Source organism: Limosilactobacillus sp. WILCCON 0051 (assembly GCF_039955095.1).
Taxonomy (GTDB): Bacteria; Bacillota; Bacilli; order Lactobacillales; family Lactobacillaceae; genus Limosilactobacillus; species Limosilactobacillus allomucosae.
This window is the reverse complement of sequence record NZ_CP154878.1, coordinates 1,555,393-1,581,119: the sequence shown is the minus strand read 5'-3', so window position 1 is coordinate 1,581,119 and position 25,727 is coordinate 1,555,393. Positions and strand designations below refer to the sequence as shown.

Annotated in this window: 7 protein-coding genes; 6 read left to right on the top strand and 1 reads right to left on the bottom strand. The window is 48.3% G+C overall.

Going from position 1 to position 25,727, the window contains the following annotated elements:
- The first annotated feature begins 368 nt into the window (after window positions 1-368).
- Window positions 369-1,229: an SPFH domain-containing protein gene (locus tag ABC765_RS07205; protein ID WP_347980062.1), complete on the top strand. Its 861-nt coding sequence runs from the start codon at window positions 369-371 to the stop codon at window positions 1,227-1,229.
- 2,202 nt (window positions 1,230-3,431) lie between these two features.
- Here ABC765_RS07205 and ABC765_RS07200 read toward each other — a convergent pair.
- Complete coding sequence (locus tag ABC765_RS07200; protein ID WP_347980061.1) at window positions 3,432-4,115, bottom strand: TetR/AcrR family transcriptional regulator; 684 nt, start codon at window positions 4,113-4,115, stop codon at window positions 3,432-3,434.
- A gap of 989 nt (window positions 4,116-5,104) precedes the next feature.
- Here ABC765_RS07200 and ABC765_RS11025 point away from each other — a divergent pair.
- From ABC765_RS11025 to asp2, 5 genes are all read left to right on the top strand, one after another.
- Complete coding sequence (locus ABC765_RS11025; RefSeq protein WP_376752322.1) at window positions 5,105-19,978, top strand: serine-rich glycoprotein adhesin; 14,874 nt, start codon at window positions 5,105-5,107, stop codon at window positions 19,976-19,978.
- 240 nt (window positions 19,979-20,218) lie between these two features.
- Window positions 20,219-21,235, top strand: coding sequence for a beta-1,6-galactofuranosyltransferase (locus tag ABC765_RS07095; protein WP_347980042.1), 1,017 nt, complete (start codon window positions 20,219-20,221; stop codon window positions 21,233-21,235).
- A 244-nt stretch (window positions 21,236-21,479) separates the two neighbouring features.
- Window positions 21,480-22,697, top strand: coding sequence for a hypothetical protein (locus ABC765_RS07090; protein ID WP_347980041.1), 1,218 nt, complete (start codon window positions 21,480-21,482; stop codon window positions 22,695-22,697).
- On the top strand, window positions 22,666-24,210 hold the full coding sequence (asp1, locus tag ABC765_RS07085) for an accessory Sec system protein Asp1 (protein WP_347980040.1): 1,545 nt from the start codon (window positions 22,666-22,668) through the stop codon (window positions 24,208-24,210). The genes ABC765_RS07090 and asp1 overlap by 32 nt, the downstream gene beginning before the upstream one ends.
- Before the next feature lie 16 nt (window positions 24,211-24,226).
- Window positions 24,227-25,726 (top strand): accessory Sec system protein Asp2, encoded by a 1,500-nt coding sequence (gene asp2, locus ABC765_RS07080; protein WP_347980039.1) that lies wholly within the window; start codon window positions 24,227-24,229, stop codon window positions 25,724-25,726.
- The last annotated feature ends 1 nt before the right edge of the window (window position 25,727 follow it).

Genomic DNA, 25,727 nt, shown 5'->3' with positions numbered 1-25,727 from the left:
TTATTCTTAGCGGTAAAATAAAAATTGGTAAAACGCCTTGTCTGGTCTGGCAAGGCGTTTTCAAATTGCAATGCCGATTGAAATCAGCTATAATTATGGCGTAAACAAAAAGGCTAACGTGAGGGAACACGTTAGCCCGAATGTCCTTGAAAATCGACAGTGCTTACACTTTAAACTGAATTAAGAATGTACAACACCATCTTAGAGCTGCAACTCATAAAGATGGTTTTTCTTTTTGGCCAGAAATGACTGACCATGTAGCAGCCGGCAATAAGGGAAGCAATCATCCAGCGTTGTGTTTGCTATTTTGTTGGAAATCCTTTCTAGGTTATAATAGTTCTAGAATCGATCTGAAAGAAGGGATGACGATGCAAGAGAAAAAGGCATTTCACGTCAATGGCTATCTGGGATTGATCGTTGCCATTGCGGTCGCGGTTTTAGGAGTATGGCTGGGCTATCGCGGTTACGCTGATCAGCAGCATGGAGAACTGGCAGTTGGGGTCGTTTTGATTTTGCTGGCTGCACTGTGCGCTTCAGCATTGACGATCGTACAGCCTAATGAAGCTAAAGTACTGACTTTTTTCGGTAACTATATTGGCACGATTCGCGATGCCGGCCTGTTTATGACGGTGCCGTTAACGGACAAGGAGAGCATTTCCCTGCGAGTGCGCAATTTTAATTCTGAAATTTTGAAGGTTAATGACTCAAAAGGGAACCCGGTTGAAATTGCGGCCGTAGTAGTCTTTAAAGTTGTTGATACGGCGCAGGCTCTGTTCAACGTTGATGACTATGAGGAATTTGTTGAGATCCAAAGCGAGTCTGCCGTGCGTCACGTTGCCAGCGAATATCCGTATGACACATTTGATGAGCAGGATAAGCTGACGCTGCGTGGGAATCCGACTGAAGTTTCTGACCGCTTGACACAAGAACTGCAGGAACGGCTTAACGTGGCCGGCGTGCAGATTTTGGAAACGCGGCTGACGCACTTGGCATATGCCACGGAAATTGCCAGTGCGATGCTGCAAAGACAACAGTCCGCGGCGATTCTGTCAGCACGTAAGATTATCGTTGAAGGTGCCGTCTCAATCACGGAAGATGCCATGGAGCGGCTGGCCAAGGAAACTGATTTAAATCTGACTGATGAGCAGCGTTTACAGGTCATTAACAATATAATGGTAGCAATCATTAGTGAACGCGGCACACAGCCGGTAATTAATACTGGAAAATAACTGAATTTATCATAGAATGCTTAATCGCGCGCTCTAGCTGTCAAAGGCAGGGCGGGCGATTTTTTACGGATGGGAACGAGGCTTTTTATCGTACTGCCGACTGATGGTTAATTTAACCGGTTCGAGTCTTGGAAAGTGAGATCACTAGAGTAGTGGTCGGAAATGGGCGTGAGAAGTCCGGGAGTAATTTGGCAGGAATAGTGGCGGCTTGCCTGGGAATGATGAAAATGAGTTAGTGAGCATCGCAAAACGGCTAACTTAGTGAAGAAAATCAGGCTTTGACCAGCTAAGCCCTATGCAATTACCTACTATTCGCTGATTTTGAGCCAGAAGTAGGTAAGTGTATATTCAATTTGCTTAACTTTACCTACTTGAAGCGATTTTTTTCCGAATAGTAGGTAAAGATGCATATTTAAGAGCTGATAGGAGTTGATTGGGCTAGATCGACTTTGTGAATTACCTACTATTGAGCGCTTTTCATCAAATAGTAGGTAATGTTAGGTATCCCTAACTCGATATACATTGATTTTTACCTACTTATACATCGATTTTTAGAAAAAGTAGGTAATGATATTTTTGTCATATGTCATTATGCAGGATTTTTTGCATAATGCGTGTTGCTGATTTACCAGGTGAAGTAAATTAACGACATTTCCGGCTAGCAGCTAAATTATGACTGCTAGACTAGATTTCAGACAGATGATTTGAACCAGTGATGGGTTTATTATTTCCGTGAACTGATTTCAGATGGCTCAATAAAATGATTTAGTATTATCGTTATTGGCGGATAGGGGAGTTGCTTGCTGTCAGTCGTTGGATTATTCCATGAGCAGAGTCGAGTCGATAAATGTACGATTAGCTTTCACGCTAGTTGTTGACTTTTCTCATAGGGCAGAGCCAAGTCAATAAATGTACGATTAGCTTTCACGCTAGTTGTTGACTTTTCTCATAGGACAGAGCCGAGTCAATAAATGTACGATTAGCTTTCACGCTAGTTGTTGACTTTTCTCGTAGGGCAGAGCCGAGTCGATGAACGAGTCATCAGATTTTACGCTAGTTATATTGTCGAGTTTTCCGCGCACACGGCTAAGTTCATAAATCTCGTTACCTTTGATATTCAAACATACTGAGTAAGCGAACAGGCCCATCAACTAAGCCGTAACACCAGGTGACTTGCTGCAATATCGGTCAGCAGCTTAAAAATGGGTAAACAAAAAGACTGCCAGGCAACAGGAAAGCTGGCAGCCTTTTAATATTACTATTGTTGACTGATTTTTGATTGCGTCTGATTGCTAAAGCGAGAAGTGTTTCAACGAGGTGCTCAATCAAGCTGGATACGGAACCTGATTGATTAAAATGATTCTCGACCTTAACAAAGAGATAAGCCGCTCATAGTTAATTCACTATAAAAATCGAAAGGTATAGACTAAGAGGAGATCGATGTCTAAGCAGGCTTAACCAACCAATCATGCCCTCATTGGTAAACGAAACTAACTGTGGCACCAATCATTTCAACATGAGGATTTAAAACAAGGCGAAAATTAGAGGTACGTTTCGTCTTGCTTTGAAAGGTATCGGCAAAGCGAGCCTGTGAATCTCAACTAAATTCGGTTAATGCCAGTTGCGGAAGAAAGTTAAATAACTGGTTATAGGAAGTCGATATTTCCATGGTATCAACCGAAGCAGACTTCATAATTGCGGGAGTATAACAAGTGAAATCTGGCCAGCTTGAGGAGAAGATTAGAGAAAGGGAAAATACTTATGGGAGTCTCGACGATTTCTAATCAATCACTTTAATCAAACCGTTTGGGAGCTGGGTTCGATCATCATGGGAAACCAAGCTGGACACTATTGAGCTTCAGCAGGCGGATAAGCATTGTCGGCTGGGTCGCCAATCAGTCAATAGTCTTGAAAAAGTTTTAAAAAGGAAACAGGAATACACATCAGTTATTGCCTTATCACCTTCTTAAGTGTTTAATGTAAAAGCCTTACATTAGTTCTTATTATAAATGAGAAGAGACAGTTTAGACAGTATATGTTAGATACACTGAGTTTCGGAAGTTGATTTGGTAAAACAGGGAATCTCAAAAGCTTAATTGACGCAATTTGGATAAATTTAGCCTAGTTAAACGATTTAGCCGACGATCAGTTAACTCAACAAAAAGAGCAGCTGCAATTAAGCGGCTGCTCTTTTATGTATGTTTAGAATTGGTAGTCTTCAATATCGTTCAAATCTTCCGGCAGGTCGGAAAAGGCAAGCAGCTGCAGTGGTGACAAAATTTGAGCGGCTCCCATAATTCCACGAACCTGACGCTGTGAGATTGGGTCTTCAGAAGTCAGCCAGTGTTGAATAATATTGACCATCAAGCCGACATAGATCTCAAACAGGTAGTCAAGCGGAATCCGGACAGGCAACTGTTTTTTGAGATTCTGTACGGATGGGTCGTTGGCTACGACCAGTTTAGGTGCCCGTGCCAAGAGTTCTTTATAAACGGCCTTTTTGATTTTAGAAAGGAAGTTAATGTCACCATTGGCAGAAAGCAGGATCCGGGTGACTTCGCGGTGCTTAGCGCAGGCCTTGATGGTTTCGACAAAGGCTTGGTCGGCCAGCTTGGCAATTTCAACCTGGTCAGCAGTGTCGTCGAGCTGAGTAACTGCTTCCCGATCTTTCTTCATGCCTTCAACCAAATCTGAGATCATGGCATTTTCGATTTCGAAGAGCAGATCGTTTTGGTCGTTGTAGTAGGTGTAGAAAGTTTTACGACTGACTTCAGCTGCTTCGATGATGTCTTTCGTAGTAACTTCATTCAATGGCTTTTCTTTCAGCGCATTGATCATCCCCATGCGAATACGGTTCTTAGTATTGATAATGCGAATATCGGTCATAATCGATTCATCCTTTCAGATACATCTAAACTGAAATTTATTTTAAACGTATGCTTGTGTAAATATCAAGTGAAAAGTTAATTGAAATCACGACTTATCTTGATGAAAATTTTATTTAATAAACTAAATGTATCTTTAATTGATCAACTGGTAAACTCTAGAAATGAATGGTTGTTACAAAAAGACACCAATTCTTTATTTTGTACACATTAATGACGTAATAATCTGTTTATTTAACCTCGCTAAGGGTTGTGTAAGATGGGTTTACCTCGAGATCTCAATCAACACTTTTTGTATCATATAGTTAAGCTTATGTCAATTTTCGCGAAGATGGTTATATAACGATAACTTCCAAATAACAATAAAAACGATGTTGAATTGAAGAAGACAAGTTAAGCTGGAAAATCCATCATGGCAAGCTGCTTTGGTTTTTGGATGCCTGGTTAAGTCGATCTGGTTAAAAGAATGAAAGATGTCATGGTGAGCGGATGAATCTCTATATCAGATTTGAGTCCGCTGATCCAGCTTCAATCTTTTGCATGACGATTATTGGACCGCAAATATAGTATATGAAGAAAACGTTGCCTATGGATGGAGTTCCAATAAGGCAACGTTTTTTTTGCTGATTTTATATAGATGGGCGAATTAAATATCGATTGAAAGATTAAATTAGCAGAGGACATTTGATTGATTATGACCAAATTTAAAACGATTTTGGCTAATTTTGGTAAACACTTAGTTGGCTAAAGAAACTCGATTCAATAATAAAGCGCTATATAATAAGTATTTCTATGCATATGAGTGTTGTAATAACCGATTGATATAACCTTGCCAAGAAGTGTATAACATCCTTTAAATGAGAGATTTTGACCCTCCACCTCTTGTATCATATTCAAAACAGTTCGTCAATTTTCTAAAGATAGTTATAAAACGATAAATATTGAATTAATGGATTTTGATGAAAAGAGTAGTCATGAGAGGTGTTTATATTGAAAAAAGCGAACAATCGAGACTATGCTGAAGCCAAAGAGGCAAGTAAGGTCAAGCTTTATAAGACTCACCGCGGTTGGATGAGTTGTCTGTCCCGGTTCTTTTCGCTGATGAAATTTGGCAAAAAAGAAGAGATTTCAGCTAATCAAATTAAGCTTGAGAAGGGATTTGACGATGACGCGCTAAGCGGGCCGCTCGATTCCTATGCTAAGGGATTAGCTGCTTTTGGGGCAGTGTTGGGAACGACGGCACTGTTGCAGGGTAATGCATCCGCTGATACGACGCAGGTTCAGCAGACGACTGATGCTGCAGATTCCCAAGTCGTTGGCTCAACTTCGGAATCAACTTCCAGTTCAGCATCCGCTTCGACTTCAATGTCAGAATCTGTTTCAACGTCGATCAGTACTTCAACCAGTCTGGCATCAACTTCGACGTCAACCAGCAGCTCAACTTCCGGTTCTGGTTCAGCAGTTTCAAAATCGAGTTCAACTTCTGCATCGACGTCAAGCTCTCAGTCAGCAGCCAGCGCGTCTGATTCGACTAGCCAGTCAACATCCACGAGTACGTCAGATACCAGTGCCAGCCTGTCTGAATCGTTGAGCATGTCAACGGCAAGTCAGGCACAAAGCAGTACTTCCACGGCATCATCAACGACAAACGACTTGGCGGCTTCGCAAACGGTTGCTAAAGCTCGGGCGCTGACGTTGCGGCTGTTTGCTGCATTGAACACGACGGCCAACACGTATGGCACGCCAATCATCAGTAGCGATGGTTTGTCAGTGACGTATTACGGTAAAGGGACTGATAGTGTATCCAATAATCCTATTTACTACATCGTTAAAGTTACCAACAATCTGAATGGAACGGTTTCCTTTACTATTACGTACACGCTAAAGGATCCGATTACCGGAGAAATTTCAGCTGGTCCATCATCGAGATCCGATGTTTACCACTTTGGTAACAGTATTTACGCGAAGACTGCAACTTTTAACATGGGAAGCGGCTATTCAAATGGAACGCTTACTTCAGTAGTAACGCTGGATGCAAACGGTAATACTGTCTATAACATGACAAGTGGCGTACATTTGTACAATACGAGTGGTAATTCTTATGACTTCTACGATCTTGATGCCCAAGGACAGGGATTAACCTACCAAAATATTAATGGTAGCAGCCGATACAATAATTACGGAAAAAACAAAGTAATTTCAGAACAGATTACGGTTACTTTTAATTATGATGAATCATCAAGTAATCTGAATTATACGATTGCGCCTTACGTTTCCTATACTAGCGGCTTAAATGAAGGAAATTACTTTACAAATTCTGTTTCTGGTACGGAGCCAAGCAAGTCTAACAGTACTTCAGTATCACAATCGACCAGTAAGCAGCAAAGTACGAGTGCTTCACAATCGGCCTCAAACAGTCAGTCGGTTTCAACCAGCAAGCAGGCTAGTCAATCCAATTCTCAGAGTACTTCGGCTAGCCGATCAGCTTCAACGAGTTTGTCACAAAGCGCAAGTAAGTCCGCTTCAATCAGTGCATCTCAGAGTGCAAGCAAATCTGCATCAGTAAGTGCAAGTCAGTCCGCATCAACTAGTGCATCACAAAGCGCAAGTAAGTCTGCCTCAGTAAGTGCGAGTCAGTCAGCATCCACTAGTGCGTCACAAAGCGCAAGTGAATCCACTTCAACGAGTGCATCGCTGAGTGCAAGTGAATCGGCTTCAACGAGTGCATCACTGAGTGCGAGTGAATCAGCATCGACAAGTGCATCATTGAGTGCAAGTGAGTCTACATCGACAAGTGCTTCATTGAGTGCAAGCGAATCGGCTTCCACGAGTGCATCGCTGAGTGCGAGCGAATCCGCCTCAACTAGTGCATCCTTGAGTGCGAGCGAGTCAGCCTCGACTAGTTCATCACTGAGCGCAAGCGAATCGGCTTCAACGAGTGCATCACTGAGTGCCAGCGAATCAACTTCAACTAGTGCATCCTTGAGCGCCAGTGAATCCGCATCAGCTAGTGCATCTCAAAGTGCAAGTGAATCCGCATCAACGAGTGCATCTCTGAGTGCAAGCGAATCTGCGTCAACTAGTGCTTCTCTAAGTGCAAGTGAGTCAGCCTCGACAAGTGCATCTCAAAGCGCGAGCGAATCGGCCTCGACAAGTGCATCGCTGAGTGCAAGTGAATCAACTTCAACCAGTGCATCCTTGAGTGCAAGTGAATCAACTTCAACGAGTGCTTCACTGAGTGCGAGTGAGTCAGCTTCAACGAGTGCTTCTCTGAGTGCCAGTGAATCTGCGTCAACTAGTGCTTCACTGAGCGCCAGCGAGTCCGCATCGACTAGTGCATCACTGAGTGCGAGTGAATCAGCATCGACCAGTGCATCATTGAGTGCAAGTGAGTCTGCATCGACTAGTGCATCCTTGAGTGCGAGCGAATCAGCCTCAACTAGTGCATCACAAAGTGCAAGTGAGTCAGCTTCAACCAGTGCATCTCAAAGTGCCAGTGAATCAGCATCAACGAGTGCATCACTGAGTGCAAGCGAATCGGCCTCGACAAGTGCATCTCAAAGCGCGAGCGAATCTGCATCAACTAGTGCATCGCTGAGTGCAAGTGAATCAACTTCAACGAGTGCTTCACTGAGTGCGAGTGAATCAACTTCAACGAGTGCTTCACTGAGTGCGAGTGAGTCAGCTTCCACGAGTGCATCACTGAGTGCGAGCGAATCAACTTCAACTAGTGCTTCACTGAGCGCCAGCGAGTCCGCATCGACTAGTGCATCACTGAGTGCGAGTGAATCAGCATCGACCAGTGCATCATTGAGTGCAAGTGAGTCTGCATCGACGAGTGCATCCTTGAGTGCAAGTGAATCAGCCTCAACCAGTGCATCTCAAAGTGCGAGTGAATCAGCATCAACTAGTGCATCCCTGAGTGCGAGCGAATCTGCGTCAACCAGTGCATCATTGAGTGCAAGCGAGTCAGCTTCAACTAGTGCATCTCAAAGTGCAAGTGAATCGGCCTCGACGAGTGCATCTCAAAGTGCGAGTGAATCAGCATCAACTAGTGCATCCTTGAGTGCGAGTGAGTCAGCCTCAACCAGTGCATCCTTGAGTGCCAGTGAATCTGCCTCAACCAGTGCATCTCTGAGCGCAAGCGAGTCGGCCTCAACCAGTGCATCCCTGAGTGCAAGTGAATCTGCTTCAACGAGCGCATCATTGAGTACGAGTGAATCTGCCTCAACTAGTGCATCCTTAAGTACGAGTGAATCAGCTTCAACGAGTGCCAGTGAATCGGCCTCAACTAGTGCATCGCTGAGTGCGAGCGAATCAGCCTCAACCAGTGCATCGCTGAGTGCAAGCGAATCTGCGTCAACGAGTGCATCACTGAGTGCGAGCGAGTCAGCTTCAACCAGTGCATCACTGAGTGCGAGTGAATCAGCCTCAACCAGTGCATCCTTGAGTGCGAGTGAATCTGCCTCGACAAGTGCATCATTGAGTGCAAGCGAGTCTGCTTCAACGAGTTCATCCCTGAGTGCAAGTGAATCGGCCTCAACCAGTGCATCACAAAGTGCAAGTGAATCAGCATCAACGAGTGCATCACTGAGTGCGAGCGAGTCCGCATCAACGAGTGCATCATTGAGTGCGAGTGAATCCGCATCAACTAGTTCATCACTGAGTGCAAGTGAATCCGCATCGACGAGTGCATCTCTGAGTGCAAGTGAATCCGCATCAACGAGTGCATCTCTGAGCGCAAGCGAGTCTACTTCAACGAGTGCATCCCAGAGCGCAAGTGAATCAACTTCAACGAGTGCTTCTCTGAGTGCAAGTGAATCCGTATCGACGAGTGCATCGCTGAGTACTAGTGAATCGGCTTCAACGAGCGCTTCACTAAGTGCAAGTGAATCCACTTCAACTAGTGCATCCTTGAGTGCAAGTGAATCTGCATCAACGAGTGCTTCTCTGAGTGCAAGTGAGTCAGCTTCGACGAGCGCATCCTTGAGTACTAGTGAATCCACTTCAACTAGTGCGTCACTGAGTGCTAGCGAATCCACTTCAACTAGTACTTCTCTGAGCGCGAGTGAATCAACTTCAACTAGTGCTTCTCTGAGTGCAAGTGAATCCACTTCTACAAGTGCATCCTTGAGTGCCAGCGAATCCACATCAACGAGTGCATCTCAAAGTGCAAGTGAATCCGCATCGACGAGTGCATCTCAAAGTACCAGTGAATCCACTTCAACTAGTGCTTCTCAAAGTGCAAGTGAATCTGCATCAACGAGCGCTTCACTGAGTGCCAGTGAATCAGCATCGACTAGTGCATCCTTGAGTGCGAGCGAGTCAACTTCGACGAGTGCATCCTTGAGTGCGAGCGAGTCAACTTCGACGAGTGCATCTCAAAGTGCAAGTGAATCCGCCTCAACGAGTGCATCACAAAGTGCGAGTGAATCTGCGTCAACCAGTGCATCACAAAGCGCCAGTGAATCAGCATCAAGCAGCGCATCCCTGAGTGCAAGTGAATCAGCATCGACGAGTGCATCCTTGAGTACTAGTGAATCCACTTCAACTAGTGCGTCACTGAGTGCTAGCGAATCCACTTCAACTAGTACTTCTCTGAGTGCGAGTGAATCCGCCTCAACGAGTGCATCGCTGAGTGCAAGCGAATCCGCATCGACGAGTGCATCACTGAGTGCGAGTGAATCCGCCTCAACCAGTGCTTCACTGAGCACGAGCGAATCCGCCTCAACCAGTGCATCACTGAGCACAAGTGAGTCAGCCTCGACTAGTGCATCCTTGAGTGCGAGCGAGTCAGCCTCAACTAGTGCATCCTTGAGCGCAAGTGAATCAGCCTCAAGCAGCGCATCACTAAGTGCGAGCGAATCAGCCTCGACTAGTGCATCCTTGAGTGCAAGCGAGTCGGCTTCAACGAGTGCATCCTTGAGCGCCAGTGAATCGACATCAACTAGCGCTTCACTGAGCACGAGCGAATCAACTTCGACCAGTGCATCACTGAGTGCGAGCGAATCTGCGTCAACGAGTGCTTCTCTAAGCGCAAGTGAATCAACTTCAACGAGCGCTTCACTGAGTGCAAGTGAATCCGCATCAACGAGTGCATCTCTGAGTGCCAGTGAATCAGCATCGACCAGTGCATCCTTGAGTGCGAGCGAATCAGCATCAACTAGTGCATCCCTGAGTGCGAGCGAATCGGCCTCGACAAGTGCATCGCTGAGTGCAAGTGAATCAACTTCAACCAGTGCATCCTTGAGTGCAAGTGAATCAGCATCAACGAGTGCATCACTGAGCGCAAGTGAATCAACTTCAACGAGTGCTTCACTGAGTGCGAGTGAGTCAGCTTCAACGAGTGCATCCCTGAGTGCCAGTGAATCCGCATCAACCAGTGCATCACTGAGTGCAAGTGAATCCGCATCAACCAGTGCATCGCTGAGTGCTAGCGAGTCAACTTCAACTAGTGCATCACTGAGTACTAGCGAATCTGCCTCAACCAGCGCATCCTTGAGTGCTAGCGAGTCTGCTTCTACGAGTGCATCACTGAGCGCCAGCGAATCCGCTTCAACGAGCGCATCCTTGAGTGCGAGCGAATCTGCCTCGGCCAGTGCATCTTTGAGTGCGAGTGAATCAGCATCAACGAGTGCATCTCTGAGTGCCAGTGAATCAACTTCGACGAGCGCATCCTTGAGTGCTAGTGAATCCACTTCAACGAGTGCATCACTGAGTGCTAGTGAGTCAGCCTCGACTAGTTCATCACTGAGTGCGAGTGAATCAGCATCGACGAGTGCATCCTTGAGTGCGAGCGAGTCAACTTCGACCAGTGCATCACTGAGTGCAAGTGAATCTGCCTCAACCAGTGCATCTCAAAGTGCCAGCGAATCCGCATCAACGAGTGCATCCTTGAGTACTAGTGAATCCACTTCGACCAGTGCATCATTGAGTGCAAGTGAATCAGCCTCAACTAGTGCATCCTTGAGTGCAAGCGAATCCGCCTCAACCAGTGCATCGCAAAGTGCAAGTGAATCAGCCTCAACGAGTGCATCCTTGAGTGCAAGCGAATCCGCCTCAACCAGTGCATCGCAAAGTGCAAGTGAATCTGCATCCACGAGTGCATCCCAGAGCGCAAGTGAATCCACTTCAACGAGCGCATCATTGAGCGCGAGCGAATCCGCCTCAACCAGTGCATCCTTGAGTGCTAGCGAGTCTGCTTCTACGAGTGCATCACTGAGCGCCAGCGAGTCCGCATCGACTAGTGCATCACTGAGTGCGAGTGAATCAGCATCGACCAGTGCATCATTGAGTGCAAGTGAGTCTGCATCGACGAGTGCATCCTTGAGTGCAAGTGAATCAGCCTCAACCAGTGCATCTCAAAGTGCGAGTGAATCAGCTTCAACTAGTGCATCCCTGAGTGCGAGCGAATCTGCGTCAACCAGTGCATCATTGAGTGCAAGCGAGTCAGCATCAACTAGTGCATCTCAAAGTGCAAGTGAATCGGCCTCGACGAGTGCCTCTCAAAGTGCGAGTGAGTCAGCATCAACGAGTGCATCTTTGAGTGCGAGTGAATCCGCCTCAACTAGTGCATCCTTGAGTGCAAGCGAATCCGCCTCAACCAGTGCATCGCAAAGTGCAAGTGAATCTGCATCCACGAGTGCATCCCAGAGCGCAAGTGAATCCACTTCAACGAGTGCATCATTGAGTGCAAGCGAATCCGCATCAACGAGTGCCTCTCAAAGTGCAAGCGAGTCAGCATCGACAAGTTCATCACTGAGTGCCAGTGAATCCGCATCCACGAGCGCATCCTTGAGCGCAAGTGAATCCACTTCAACGAGTGCTTCTCTGAGTGCAAGCGAATCGGCATCAACGAGTGCCTCTCAAAGTGCAAGCGAATCAGCTTCGACTAGCGCATCCTTGAGTGCGAGCGAGTCTGCTTCAACTAGTGCATCCTTGAGTGCGAGCGAATCCGCTTCAACTAGTGCATCACTGAGTGCGAGTGAGTCAGCCTCAACCAGCGCTTCTCTGAGTGCGAGTGAATCGACATCAACTAGTGCATCTCAAAGTGCCAGTGAATCCACATCGACTAGCGCATCCTTGAGTGCGAGTGAATCAGCTTCCACGAGTGCATCCTTGAGTACTAGTGAATCCATTTCAACTAGTGCTTCTCTGAGCGCCAGCGAGTCAGCTTCCACGAGTGCATCGCTGAGTGCGAGTGAATCCACATCGACGAGTGCATCATTGAGCGCAAGCGAATCAGCTTCCACGAGTGCATCTCAAAGCGCCAGCGAGTCAGCATCAACGAGCGCTTCACTGAGTGCGAGCGAATCAACTTCAACTAGTGCATCCTTGAGTGCGAGTGAATCTGCCTCAACTAGTGCATCTCTGAGTGCAAGCGAGTCCGCCTCAACCAGCGCATCTCAAAGTGCAAGCGAATCAGCCTCCACGAGTGCATCACAAAGTGCCAGTGAATCCGCCTCGACTAGTGCATCACTGAGTGCAAGTGAATCCACTTCAACTAGTGCATCTCTGAGTGCAAGTGAGTCGGCATCGACCAGTGCATCCCAGAGTGCGAGCGAATCAGCCTCAACTAGTGCATCCTTGAGTGCAAGCGAGTCTGCATCAACAAGTGCATCACTGAGTACGAGTGAATCCGCCTCAACTAGTTCATCATTGAGTGCCAGTGAATCCACTTCGACTAGTTCATCCCTGAGTGCCAGTGAATCGGCATCGACTAGTGCAAGTGAGTCAGCCTCAACTAGTGCATCACTGAGTGCGAGCGAATCTGCCTCAACCAGTGCATCTCAAAGTGCCAGTGAATCCGCCTCAACCAGTGCATCACTGAGTGCGAGTGAATCAGCTTCCACGAGCGCATCCTTGAGCGCAAGTGAATCGGCCTCAACGAGTGCATCGCAAAGTGCAAGCGAGTCAGCCTCAACGAGTTCATCACTGAGTGCGAGTGAATCTGCATCAACGAGTGCATCTCAAAGTGCGAGCGAATCCGCATCAACGAGTGCATCACTGAGTGCAAGTGAATCCACTTCAACGAGTGCTTCTCTGAGCGCAAGTGAATCCACTTCAACGAGTGCATCCCAGAGCGCAAGTGAATCCACTTCAACGAGTGCATCCTTGAGTACGAGCGAATCCGCATCAACGAGTGCATCGCAAAGTGCAAGTGAATCTGCATCCACGAGTGCATCTCAAAGCGCAAGTGAGTCAGCATCAACCAGTGCATCACAAAGTGCGAGCGAATCAGCCTCGACTAGCGCATCCCTGAGTGCTAGTGAGTCAACTTCAACAAGTGCATCGCTGAGTGCAAGTGAATCCACTTCAGCTAGTGCATCACTGAGTGCGAGTGAATCAGCCTCAGCGAGCGCATCCTTGAGTGCAAGTGAATCCACTTCAACAAGTGCATCACTGAGTGCCAGCGAATCAGCTTCCACTAGTGCATCGCTGAGTGCAAGTGAGTCAGCTTCGACTAGCGCATCCTTGAGTGCTAGTGAATCCACTTCGACAAGTGCATCCTTGAGTGCAAGTGAGTCAACTTCAACCAGCGCTTCTCTGAGTGCGAGTGAATCGACATCAACTAGTGCATCACTGAGTGCAAGTGAATCAGCATCCACGAGTGCTTCTCAAAGTGCTAGTGAATCAACTTCAACGAGCGCTTCACTGAGTGCCAGTGAATCAACTTCAACGAGCGCTTCACTGAGCACGAGCGAATCCGCATCAACGAGTGCATCCTTGAGTGCCAGTGAATCAACTTCAACGAGCGCTTCACTGAGTGCCAGTGAATCCGCCTCAACCAGCGCTTCACTGAGCACGAGCGAATCAGCTTCAAGTAGCGCATCACTGAGTGCCAGTGAATCAACTTCAACGAGCGCTTCACTGAGCGCAAGTGAATCAGCCTCGACAAGTGCATCCCTGAGTACAAGCGAATCTGCATCAACGAGTGCATCACAAAGTGCGAGTGAATCAGCATCGACAAGTGCATCATTGAGTACAAGTGAGTCTGCCTCGACTAGTGCTTCATTGAGTGCAAGTGAATCAGCCTCGACAAGTGCTTCACTGAGCGCAAGTGAATCAGCCTCGACAAGTGCTTCACTGAGTGCAAGCGAATCTGCATCAACGAGTGCATCACAAAGTGCGAGTGAATCAGCATCGACGAGTGCATCCCTGAGTGCGAGTGAATCAGTTTCCACGAGCGCATCCTTGAGCGCAAGTGAATCCGCTTCAACGAGTGCATCCTTGAGTGCGAGTGAATCGGCTTCCACTAGTGCATCTCAAAGCGCAAGTGAATCCACTTCAACTAGCGCATCCTTGAGTGCAAGCGAATCTGCCTCAACCAGTGCATCCCTGAGTGCGAGTGAATCAGCCTCGACAAGTGCATCACTGAGTACTAGCGAATCTGCCTCAACCAGTGCATCCTTGAGTGCTAGCGAGTCAGCTTCAACTAGTTCATCACTGAGTGCGAGCGAGTCAGCCTCAACAAGTTCATCACTGAGTGCCAGTGAGTCGGCCTCAAGCAGCGCATCCCTGAGTGCGAGTGAATCCGTATCAACGAGTGCTTCATTGAGCGCAAGCGAGTCAGCTTCAACCAGTGCATCATTGAGTGCAAGCGAATCTGCCTCAACAAGTTCATCACTGAGTACGAGTGAATCGGCCTCAACAAGTGCATCACTTAGTGCAAGCGAATCGGCCTCAACCAGTGCTTCATTAAGTGCAAGCGAGTCGGCTTCAACAAGTGCTTCTCTGAGCGCCAGCGAATCCGCCTCAACTAGTGCTTCTCTGAGTGCAAGTGAATCCGCATCAACGAGTGCATCCTTGAGTGCGAGCGAATCCGCTTCAACTAGTGCATCTCAAAGTGCGAGCGAATCCGCATCAACGAGTGCATCCTTGAGTGCGAGCGAATCCACTTCAACAAGTGCATCTCAAAGTGCAAGTGAATCTGCGTCAACTAGTGCTTCTCTGAGCGCAAGCGAGTCTACTTCAACGAGTGCATCCCAGAGCGCAAGTGAATCAACTTCAACGAGTGCTTCTCTGAGTGCAAGTGAATCCACTTCAACTAGTGCATCACTGAGTGCGAGTGAATCCGCCTCGACAAGTGCATCACAAAGCGCAAGTGAATCAGCCTCAAGCAGCGCATCACTGAGTACGAGCGAATCCGCATCAACGAGTGCATCTCAAAGTGCAAGTGAATCAGCTTCAACTAGTGCATCCTTGAGTGCAAGTGAATCCGCCTCAACGAGTGCATCACAAAGCGCAAGTGAATCCACTTCAACTAGTGCTTCTCAAAGTACCAGTGAATCCGCATCAACAAGTGCATCCTTGAGTACTAGCGAATCCACTTCGACCAGTGCATCTCTGAGTGCAAGTGAATCTGCGTCAACGAGTGCTTCTCAAAGTGCGAGTGAATCAACTTCAACCAGTGCATCACTGAGCGCAAGTGAATCCGCATCAACAAGTGCTTCTCTGAGTGCGAGCGAATCAGCTTCAAGCAGCGCATCACTTAGTGCGAGTGAATCAGCTTCAACTAGTGCATCACTTAGTGCGAGTGAATCCACTTCGACAAGTTCATCACTGAGTGCGAGCGAATCCGCTTCAACGAGTGCATCCTTGAGTACTAGTGAATCAACTTCGACTAGTGCATCGCTGAGTGCAAGTGAATCAGCTTCAACTAGTGCATCCCTGAGTGCCAGCGAATCTGCATCAACTAGTGCTTCTCTGAGTGCGAGCGAATCCACATCCACGAGTTCTTCCTTGAGTGCAAGTGAATCGACTTCAACTAGCGCATCACTGAGTGCGAGCGAATCAACTTCGACAAGTGCATCACTGAGTACCAGCGAATCCACTTCAACCAGTGCTTCATTGAGCGCAAGCGAATCGACATCAACTAGTGCATCTCTGAGTACTAGTGAATCCGCATCAACTAGTGCATCACTGAGTGCAAGTGAATCCACTTCAACCAGTGCTTCTCTGAGCGCAAGTGAGTCCACTTCAACTAGTGCATCCTTGAGTACTAGTGAATCCACTTCAACCAGCGCATCACTGAGTGCAAGCGAGTCAACTTCAACTAGCTCATCCTTGAGCGCAAGTGAATCCACTTCAACGAGTGCTTCTCAAAGCGCAAGTGAGTCAGCATCAACCAGTGCATCACAAAGTGCGAGCGAATCAGCATCGACTAGCGCATCACTGAGTACGAGCGAATCAGCTTCAACTAGTGCATCTCTGAGTACTAGTGAATCCACTTCAACGAGCGCATCATTGAGCGCGAGCGAATCCACATCAACGAGTGCATCCTTGAGTGCGAGCGAATCCGCCTCAACTAGTGCATCCTTGAGTGCAAGTGAATCGACTTCAACTAGTGCTTCTCTGAGTGCGAGCGAGTCCACTTCAACTAGTGCTTCTCTGAGTGCCAGTGAATCGACTTCGACAAGTGCATCCTTGAGTGCAAGCGAATCCACTTCGACAAGTGCATCACTGAGTGCGAGCGAGTCCACTTCAACTAGTGCATCCTTGAGTACTAGTGAATCCACTTCAACGAGCGCATCACTGAGTGTAAGTGAATCCGCATCAACGAGTGCATCACTGAGTGCGAGTGAATCCACTTCAATGAGTGCATCTCAAAGTACGAGCGAGTCAGCATCAACTAGTGCATCACTGAGTGCAAGCGAATCTGCATCAACAAGTTCATCGCTGAGTGCAAGTGAATCCACATCGACGAGTGCATCCTTGAGTGCAAGCGAGTCAGCATCAACGAGTGCATCCCTGAGTGCGAGTGAGTCCGCATCAACTAGCGCTTCTCTGAGTGCAAGCGAATCCACTTCGACCAGCGCTTCTCTGAGTGCGAGTGAGTCCGCATCAACTAGCGCTTCTCTGAGTGCAAGCGAATCCACTTCAACTAGTGCATCACTGAGTGCCAGTGAATCAGCGTCAACTAGTGCTTCTCAAAGTGCAAGCGAATCTGCGTCAACTAGTGCTTCTCTAAGCGCAAGTGAATCCGCCTCGACTAGTGCATCACTGAGTGCAAGTGAATCCACTTCAACGAGCGCTTCGCTGAGTGCAAGTGAATCCGCCTCAACTAGTGCATCGCAAAGTGCCAGTGAATCCACATCGACTAGCGCATCCTTGAGTACTAGTGAATCAACTTCAACTAGTTCATCCCTGAGTGCAAGTGAATCAACTTCGACTAGTGCTTCATTGAGTGCAAGTGAATCAGCTTCGACGAGTGCATCACAAAGTGCAAGTGAATCTGCATCAACGAGTGCTTCTCAAAGTGCAAGTGAATCCACTTCAACTAGTGCATCCTTGAGTGCGAGCGAATCAGCCTCAACCAGTGCTTCACTGAGCACGAGCGAGTCAACTTCGACGAGTGCATCCTTGAGTGCCAGCGAGTCAGCATCGACAAGTGCATCACTGAGTGCGAGTGAATCAGCCTCAACCAGTGCATCCTTGAGTGCTAGCGAGTCAGCATCGACAAGTGCATCACTGAGTGCGAGTGAATCAGCATCGACGAGTGCATCACTGAGTGCGAGTGAATCTGCGTCAACCAGTGCATCTCAAAGCGCAAGTGAATCAGCCTCAACCAGTGCATCCTTGAGTGCCAGCGAATCAGCATCGACGAGTGCATCTCAAAGTACGAGCGAGTCAGCTTCGACAAGTTCATCACTGAGTGCGAGTGAATCAGCATCGACGAGTGCATCCTTGAGTGCGAGCGAATCCACTTCAACTAGCGCATCCCTGAGTGCAAGTGAATCCACTTCAACTAGTGCATCACTGAGTGCAAGCGAATCCACTTCAACTAGTGCATCACTGAGTGCAAGTGAATCTGCCTCAACTAGTGCTTCTCAAAGCGCCAGTGAATCAGCATCAACTAGTGCATCCCTGAGCGCAAGCGAATCTGCCTCGACAAGTGCTTCTCTGAGCGCAAGCGAATCTGCCTCGACAAGTGCTTCTCTGAGTGCAAGCGAATCCACTTCAACTAGTGCATCACTGAGTGCCAGTGAATCAGCGTCAACTAGTGCTTCTCAAAGTGCAAGCGAATCTGCGTCAACTAGTGCTTCTCTAAGCGCAAGTGAATCCGCCTCGACTAGTGCATCACTGAGTGCCAGTGAATCCACTTCAACGAGCGCTTCGCTGAGTGCAAGTGAATCCACTTCAACGAGTGCTTCATTGAGCGCAAGCGAATCTGCGTCAACTAGTGCATCCTTGAGTGCCAGTGAGTCCGTTTCAACTAGTGCATCCCTGAGTGCCAGTGAATCCACTTCGACTAGTGCTTCTCTGAGCGCCAGCGAGTCAGCTTCAACTAGTGCATCCTTGAGTGCGAGCGAATCCGCCTCAACTAGTGCATCCTTGAGTGCAAGTGAATCGACTTCAACTAGTGCATCCCTGAGTGCGAGCGAATCAACTTCAACTAGCGCTTCTCTGAGTGCGAGCGAATCAACTTCAACTAGCGCTTCTCTGAGTGCGAGCGAATCCACTTCGACAAGTGCATCGCTGAGTGCAAGTGAATCAACTTCCACGAGTGCATCCCTGAGTGCAAGTGAGTCAGCCTCAACGAGTGCATCACTGAGTGCGAGCGAATCTGCCTCAACAAGTGCTTCTCTAAGTGCAAGTGAATCCACTTCGACAAGTGCATCGCTGAGTGCAAGTGAATCGACTTCAACGAGTACTTCATTGAGTGCAAGCGAGTCAGCATCGACGAGTGCATCCTTGAGTGCGAGCGAATCTGCCTCAACAAGTGCTTCTCTAAGTGCAAGTGAATCCACTTCGACAAGTACATCACTGAGTGCCAGTGAATCAGCGTCAACTAGTGCTTCTCTAAGCGCAAGTGAATCCGCCTCGACTAGTGCATCACTGAGTGCAAGTGAATCGACTTCAACGAGCGCTTCACTGAGTGCAAGTGAATCGACTTCAACGAGTGCTTCATTGAGCGCAAGCGAATCTACTTCAACGAGTGCTTCTCTGAGCGCAAGCGAGTCAGCATCAACGAGTGCATCCTTGAGTGCGAGTGAATCCACTTCGACGAGCGCATCCTTGAGTGCAAGTGAATCCGCATCGACGAGTGCATCACTGAGTGCGAGTGAATCAGCCTCCACGAGTGCATCTCTGAGCGCCAGCGAGTCAGCATCAACGAGTGCATCCTTGAGTACTAGTGAATCCACTTCAACTAGTGCTTCATTGAGCGCAAGCGAGTCAGCCTCAACGAGTGCATCCTTGAGTGCGAGTGAATCCACTTCAACTAGTGCTTCTCTGAGTGCAAGTGAATCAGCCTCCACGAGTGCATCACTGAGTGCAAGCGAGTCAGCTTCAACGAGCGCTTCGGCAAGTGCGAGTGAGTCCGCATCAACGAGCGCTTCGGCAAGTGCGAGTCAGTCGGCTTCAACTAGTGCTTCGGCAAGTGCCAGCCAGTCAGCTTCAGCTAGTGCTTCAATCTCCACAAGTGCGAGTCAATCAATCTCTAAGAGTGCATCGCAAAGTGCTTCAAAGAGTCAGTCGCGCAGCTTGTCGGAATCAATTTCCAACAGCAAGATAAACAGCATCAGTCAATCCATTTCGGAAAGCAATGCTCATAACACCGGCTCTAATTCAGGCGGTTATGCTGAAAACAACAATGGCCGCTCGCTGATTGAACCAGTAGCGCTGGTAGACGTGCAGTCGTTTGACCGTGTCGCACCATCAGTTGAACAGCCAGCAACGGAAAGTGTTGTGCCAAGTCAGCCAACGCCAAGCGCAACGCCGGCCGCTAAGAAGCAGGCTGAAAAACTGCCACAGCTCAGCGGTTCTGATGATTCTCAAGCAGGTATCCTGGGACTGTCAGCCGTAATGCTGGGTGCATTGGCCGCTGCCTTTGGACGCAAGCGAACTGATGAAGATAAGTAACTGATCGATTGATATTTAAGACGAAGAACGTTGCATCATGGCAAAAACGCCGTGATCGCAGCGTTTTTCTTTTTTATTACTTAAATCGCCAAAAAGTTTCGAAAGTCACGTCAAAATATAAGTTGATGTTGATCTGTGCAACATCTGGAATTAACGGCCATTTCGAAAAAATATTATGTATATTGTTATTAACTGTAATAACGTTTATAAAATGATAAGTGTAAGAGGGAGCGATGGCTAATGACGGTCTACATTACAAACATGCATGGCCAACTTAAGAGCAGTACGGCTCAGATTGCTCAAAATATGGCGGCTCAATTTGCTGATGAAATTGGCATCAGAGAGTTGGGCTACTACTTTTATGATGCTTCGGCCGAACCGGCAGGCGAATTATCGGCACGGCTGGATGGTATTCTGTCGTCATTGACGGTTGACGACATCGTGATTCTGCAAGAGCCAACCTGGATGGAGATGCAATGGCAGCAGCGGCTGGTTGACAAGATCAATGCCTACCGTGTAGAGCATCACGTCAAATTGATCATGTTCGTGCATGACGTGGCACCGTTGATGTTTGACAATCCCGCGCGTATTCCGGAATGGATTGACTTTTACAATCAGGCTGACGTTTTGATTCTGCCAATGCCGCAGATGAAGCAGGAATTGGACAAATGGGGTCTCAAAGTCAAAAAGATCGTTTATCAGGAGGCCTGGGACGCTTTGACTGCCGATCAACTGACTGGTGAATCACCATATCGCACGGTGCTTAATTTCGCGGGCAGTCCCAGCAAGTTTAATTTTGTCAATGACTGGCACGAAAAGGTTCCGCTTGAGGTTTTTGCCGATCCAACCGTGCCGCTTAACAATCCCCAAGTTAAATTTCAAGGCTATGTAGCCAATGAATATCTGGCCAAGTGTCTGCATCAAAATGGGGGCTTTGGCCTGCTTTGGGAAAGTTCGCCATCCTGGTTTGAATATATGAAACTAAATGCCAATTTCAAATTCGGCTCCTATCTGGCGGCTGGTCTGCCAAGTATTGTTCATCGCGGCATCGCGCAGGCAGATCTTGTCGAAAAATATCATCTGGGCAAGGTGGTCGACTCGCTTGCCGAAGCCAGTGAATGGGTGCAGTCGGTCACTGAAGATCAGTACCGGCAACTGGCCAATCACGTCTATCAATTCGGCTGGCTCAATCGGCAGGGAATGTTTACTAAACGGGCGCTGACCGAAGCTGTTTTTCAAGCGCGCCTGGAAGAGTAGTTTTACGTGCTTAACAAGACAATTTAGCATGCCTAGAAGAATGGTTTGATGCACGCAAAAGAATTATTTAGTGTACTTAGAAAAACAATTAAGTGCACATAGAAGAGTAGTTTAACGTGCTTAAAAAATTTAGCGTATTTCAAAGAATCGTTTTTTAAGAACAAGCTAGCGCGCCTGGAAAAATGATTCAGCGCGCTACATAGATTGAAGAACGAAAGAATCGTAAACGAGCAAAGGGGTTGCAATGCTTTCTGAAACTAAAGGGATTTTAAAAAAGGCCGGCTTTACGCTGATGGCGATCACGATCTATCTGCTGGGCAGTCAGATTCCGGTACCGGCAGTCAAGATCACTCGCCACTATCAGCAGCTGATGCATGAATCCTCAGTCAGTGCCCTGGCTGCCATGTCAGGGGCTAATCTGCCGAAACTGTCGCTTTTCAGTATTGGCTTTACGCCGTTTATGGTAGCGATGATGGCAGTTCAGCTGGCGTTATTGATGAAACTGCCATATCTGCGGGAGCTTTCGCAGCGGCAGATTCTTCTGCTGCAAAACCTGCTGACGATGCTGATTGCCGTTTTTGAAGCACATCTGTTGGTCGGCAGCGCGCACTTGATTAATGGTCCGCTGGCAAAAATCACGGCAATCGCGGCATTGACGGCTGGCGCGATGCTGGTCACCTGGCTGGGCAATCTAAATGGCAGTCGGGGGATCGGCGGGATGGTCGTGCTCATCATCTGCAATATGATGCGGAGCGTGGCCGTGCAGGCAGGCAAGCTGTTTCACCAGTTGGCGGCAAATTGGCAGGGCTGGCTGCTGATCATCGGAATCGTGCTTTTGAGTCTGGGACTGATCTGGTTTTTAGCGGCTTTTCGTTTGGCTCGCTATGAGGACGCGCAGATCAGATCCTATCTGCCAAGCTACACGCCGCCTTTGATGTATCCAATCGGGCTCAACCTGGGTGTCATGATGACCTTTATGATTGGGACGGCACTGGCGGTACTGCCGGCTTTGATTGGAACCAGACTGGGACACCGCACGCTTTTGTTGAATTCACAATTTCAGATCAGCTTTGCGGCTGGCTTGACCTTTTTATTGACCTACTTTTTTGCGTGGCTGCAGTTCAATCCCAAGCAGCAGGCCAAACAGATGCTATACACCAACAGTTATCTTTTAAACGTGCAGCCGGGCAAGCCAACGCAGCGCTATCTGCGGCGGTGCCTGTTTAGTCTGACGTTTTTTGGCGCGCTTTTGGCAATGGGCGTGATTGTCATGAGTCTTTCCGGTTCTTTAATCAAAAATGAATGGGGCAGCATCCTCCAGTTGATGGCGCAGCTGATCATGCTGGTGATGTTTATGAACGGTCTGATCGATAAGCTGGATGAGCTTAAGATTCCGCGCCGCTATGCCAAGTTGAAAGGAGAGCTGGAAGATGAAGTATTTCGTGCCGGCTTGGCAAAATGAGCTTGACGACTGGGCATTTGCCGTTGATCGTCTCAAGTTTGACGATGCCATCAACAATTTAAAGATCTTCATGAGAAATGATGCCCAATGCGGCGTGATCGTCAGTGAATACATTCCGCAGCTAACGGCACAGCTGAATGAGGCGGGGCTGGCACCAGAGAAACTGCTGACGGTGTTTGATCTGATTCAGGGCGTTACTGACCCGCGCGCCCGGCAGGTTTTGGATCTAGCAGACTTTAACTGGCCGCGCGGAACCTGGTTTGAATATGATCCGTTTCGGGTGGTGGCTTACCATGCCGACCAAAAGCTGGCGCAGGTGATTTTTAATGCTCGCGGACAGATTCTGCGGATTGAGCGCTTTGAACACGACAAGCATTTTCAGGATCTGGTGATGGATTCGCGGGGCTGGCTATCTTGTCTGCAAAACTACGATGAACAAGAGCAGCTGGTTGAGCGGGTATTTTTAGATCCAGCCGGCAGTTGGCGCGTCAAGGAACGAGTCGCGGATGGCCGTGTTTTTGTCAATCCGTGGTTTGCCAAAGATTTTAGCACGGCCGCATACCAGGATCGGCAGGCATTGATTGACGAGTTTTTGCCGCAGCTCATCAAGCAAAATCTTGACGCTAAACAAGACGAGATTATTTTTACGGCGGCTAATCAGCAGCGGGCCAGACTCGACTTCTTTAACGGCTTTAAAACCGCGGCGGTCGTCAGTCGCTGGCATGCTTTTAAAAAATTTTTGCCACGGCTGAATGATTTTGCTGGGCAGCTGGTGACCGACTCGGCTGCCGTTGACGCGCAGGTGCATGAATTGCTGGGGAATGAACGCGAGACCCTGCTTTTGCCGATCTTTTCAGCTCAGTTTCATCTGGGCCACAGTCAAGAGCAGCTGGAGCAGACGATTCTGCTGGTGGTCAACGATCTGACACCGGCTGAACTGCGCGCTGTTTTGTCCCGGCTTTTAGCCCGTATTGATCAAGCGCAATTTAATGAAAATCTGAAGCTGGTCGGCTATGACGATGATCAGCTGAGTCGTGCTGAGGAGCTGATCAAGGAACTTGCCCAGGACCGTTATCCTTTGATCATGCTCAATCCAACGCCTGAACAGCTCAAGCCAAACGAGGATCTGCAGGACGCGGACCTTACGCCGGATATGGAAGATCTGGCCGCGCAGCCGATTCCGATCTATACCAAGCGGATCGCGCAGCCTAAGGATCTCTTGACAATGCTGGATTCCACCCGTGTATTGGTAGATCTCAGCAAGGCACCGGATGATTTTATTCAGATGGCAGCCGTCAGCGTTGGCGTACCGCAGATTAATCGCACGGCAAGCGAGCTGGTTGCGCATCAGCAAAATGGACTGCAGATTAAGCAGGTCAGTCAGTTAGACCAAGCCCTGGACTATTATCTAAGCTCCATGAAGCACTGGAACGAGGCGTTGGTGAGTTCAGTTGCCATGATCAATCGCTACTCGGATGAAATGATCATGAACGCCTGGCAGAATCTTTGGTAGAAAGGGATGCTAAGAATTGAAACCGATTAGAGTCTTGCAGCTGGGTGGCGAAGACTGGTCGCAGACGCTGCGGATTCCCGCTGGCGTGCAGTGGTACTTTAACGACCTGGCGCAGTTAAAAGTCAAAAAAATGCGGTTTGAGCTTTTGATTATTGCTGACCAGCTGGAAATGACCCCGGTTGAATGGGAACAGCTGCATGCCAAGGTTGATCCATATAACGTGGTCTTTTTGCCTGAAGCTGCCGGTGATGAGCTGCAGCAGTATTTTTTGGCGCGGACGCAGGCTCGGTTGTTAAAAAGCGATCGTCAAGCCTTTGTGTCGGCAATTCCTCAATACTACTATGTCGGCCAACAGGGAATGGGAATCGGTCCGGATGCTTTTTCTGTCAGTCCTAGCTATCAGGGAAGTCAGCGCTGGAAAGATTCCGCGGCCTTGGAGCTGACGGTTGATAGTGATGACTGGGAACCGTTAGCCAACCTGCGCACCAATCTGTTTGTCGATCCCGATCGGCAGCTGACGGTCTGGCCCGTTTTTCAGCATGATGCCAACGTGGAGATTCGCTACCGCTTCGTTTTGGTTTATGGCAGCGAGCGCCAGACTTATGAGTTTTCCGAGGCGCAGCTACAAAAGCCGCAGGTGATCCCGACGCCGATTAGTGCTCATAATCAGTTTTTAAGCGTGATCGTCTTTGCTAAGGGACATGGCCAGATGACGCTGGGCAACCTTGAGATTCGCTGGGCACGCTATGGACTGGGGACGTTTATCAATGGCGGGCAGGCCTTACAGGATCTTGAGTCGCGCGATGAGGTGCAGTTCTTCTTTAATCCCGGTGATCTGCGGCCACCACTGTGCGTTTATTTTGCCGGCTATCATTCCAAGAAAAGCTTTGAAGGCTATTTCATGATGAAAAAAATGAAGGTTCCCTATCTTTTGATTACTGATTCACGGTTAGAGGGGGGCGCTTTTTACACGGGACCGTTTTTCAACCAAGCCGTGCCGAAGATTATTGATCAGCATCTGCAGCTGTTGGGGTTTGATCATACGCAGCTGATAATGTCTGGCATTTCAATGGGAACTTATGGCGCGATTAAATTTGGCTTGCGACAAAAGGCTCATGCGGTGATTGCCGCCAAGCCCCTGGTACATCTGGGCACGATCGCACAGCGGAGTCGCTTGGCACGGCCGGACGATTTTGGCACCAGCTTTGATTTGGCCAGAGAATTGATTGCCGCGCCAAACGAGCTGGATGAAACCAGTCTGCGGCAGCTGGATCAAAAAATCATTGAAGCATTGATCCATGAAGATGCCAGCGAGACGTCGCTCAACCTCGCGTACATGTTTGATGACGACTATGATCCCAACGCACTGGCCGTCTTGAAAAAGCATCTGCTGGGGTGGGCCCGCCAGATCAACTACTATGGTCTGCCCGGCCGCCACAATGACGACAGCAGTGGAATGATCAAATGGTTTTTGCGGCAGTACGCGCGCGTCTTAAAAGAAGATTTTGGAAGGTGAG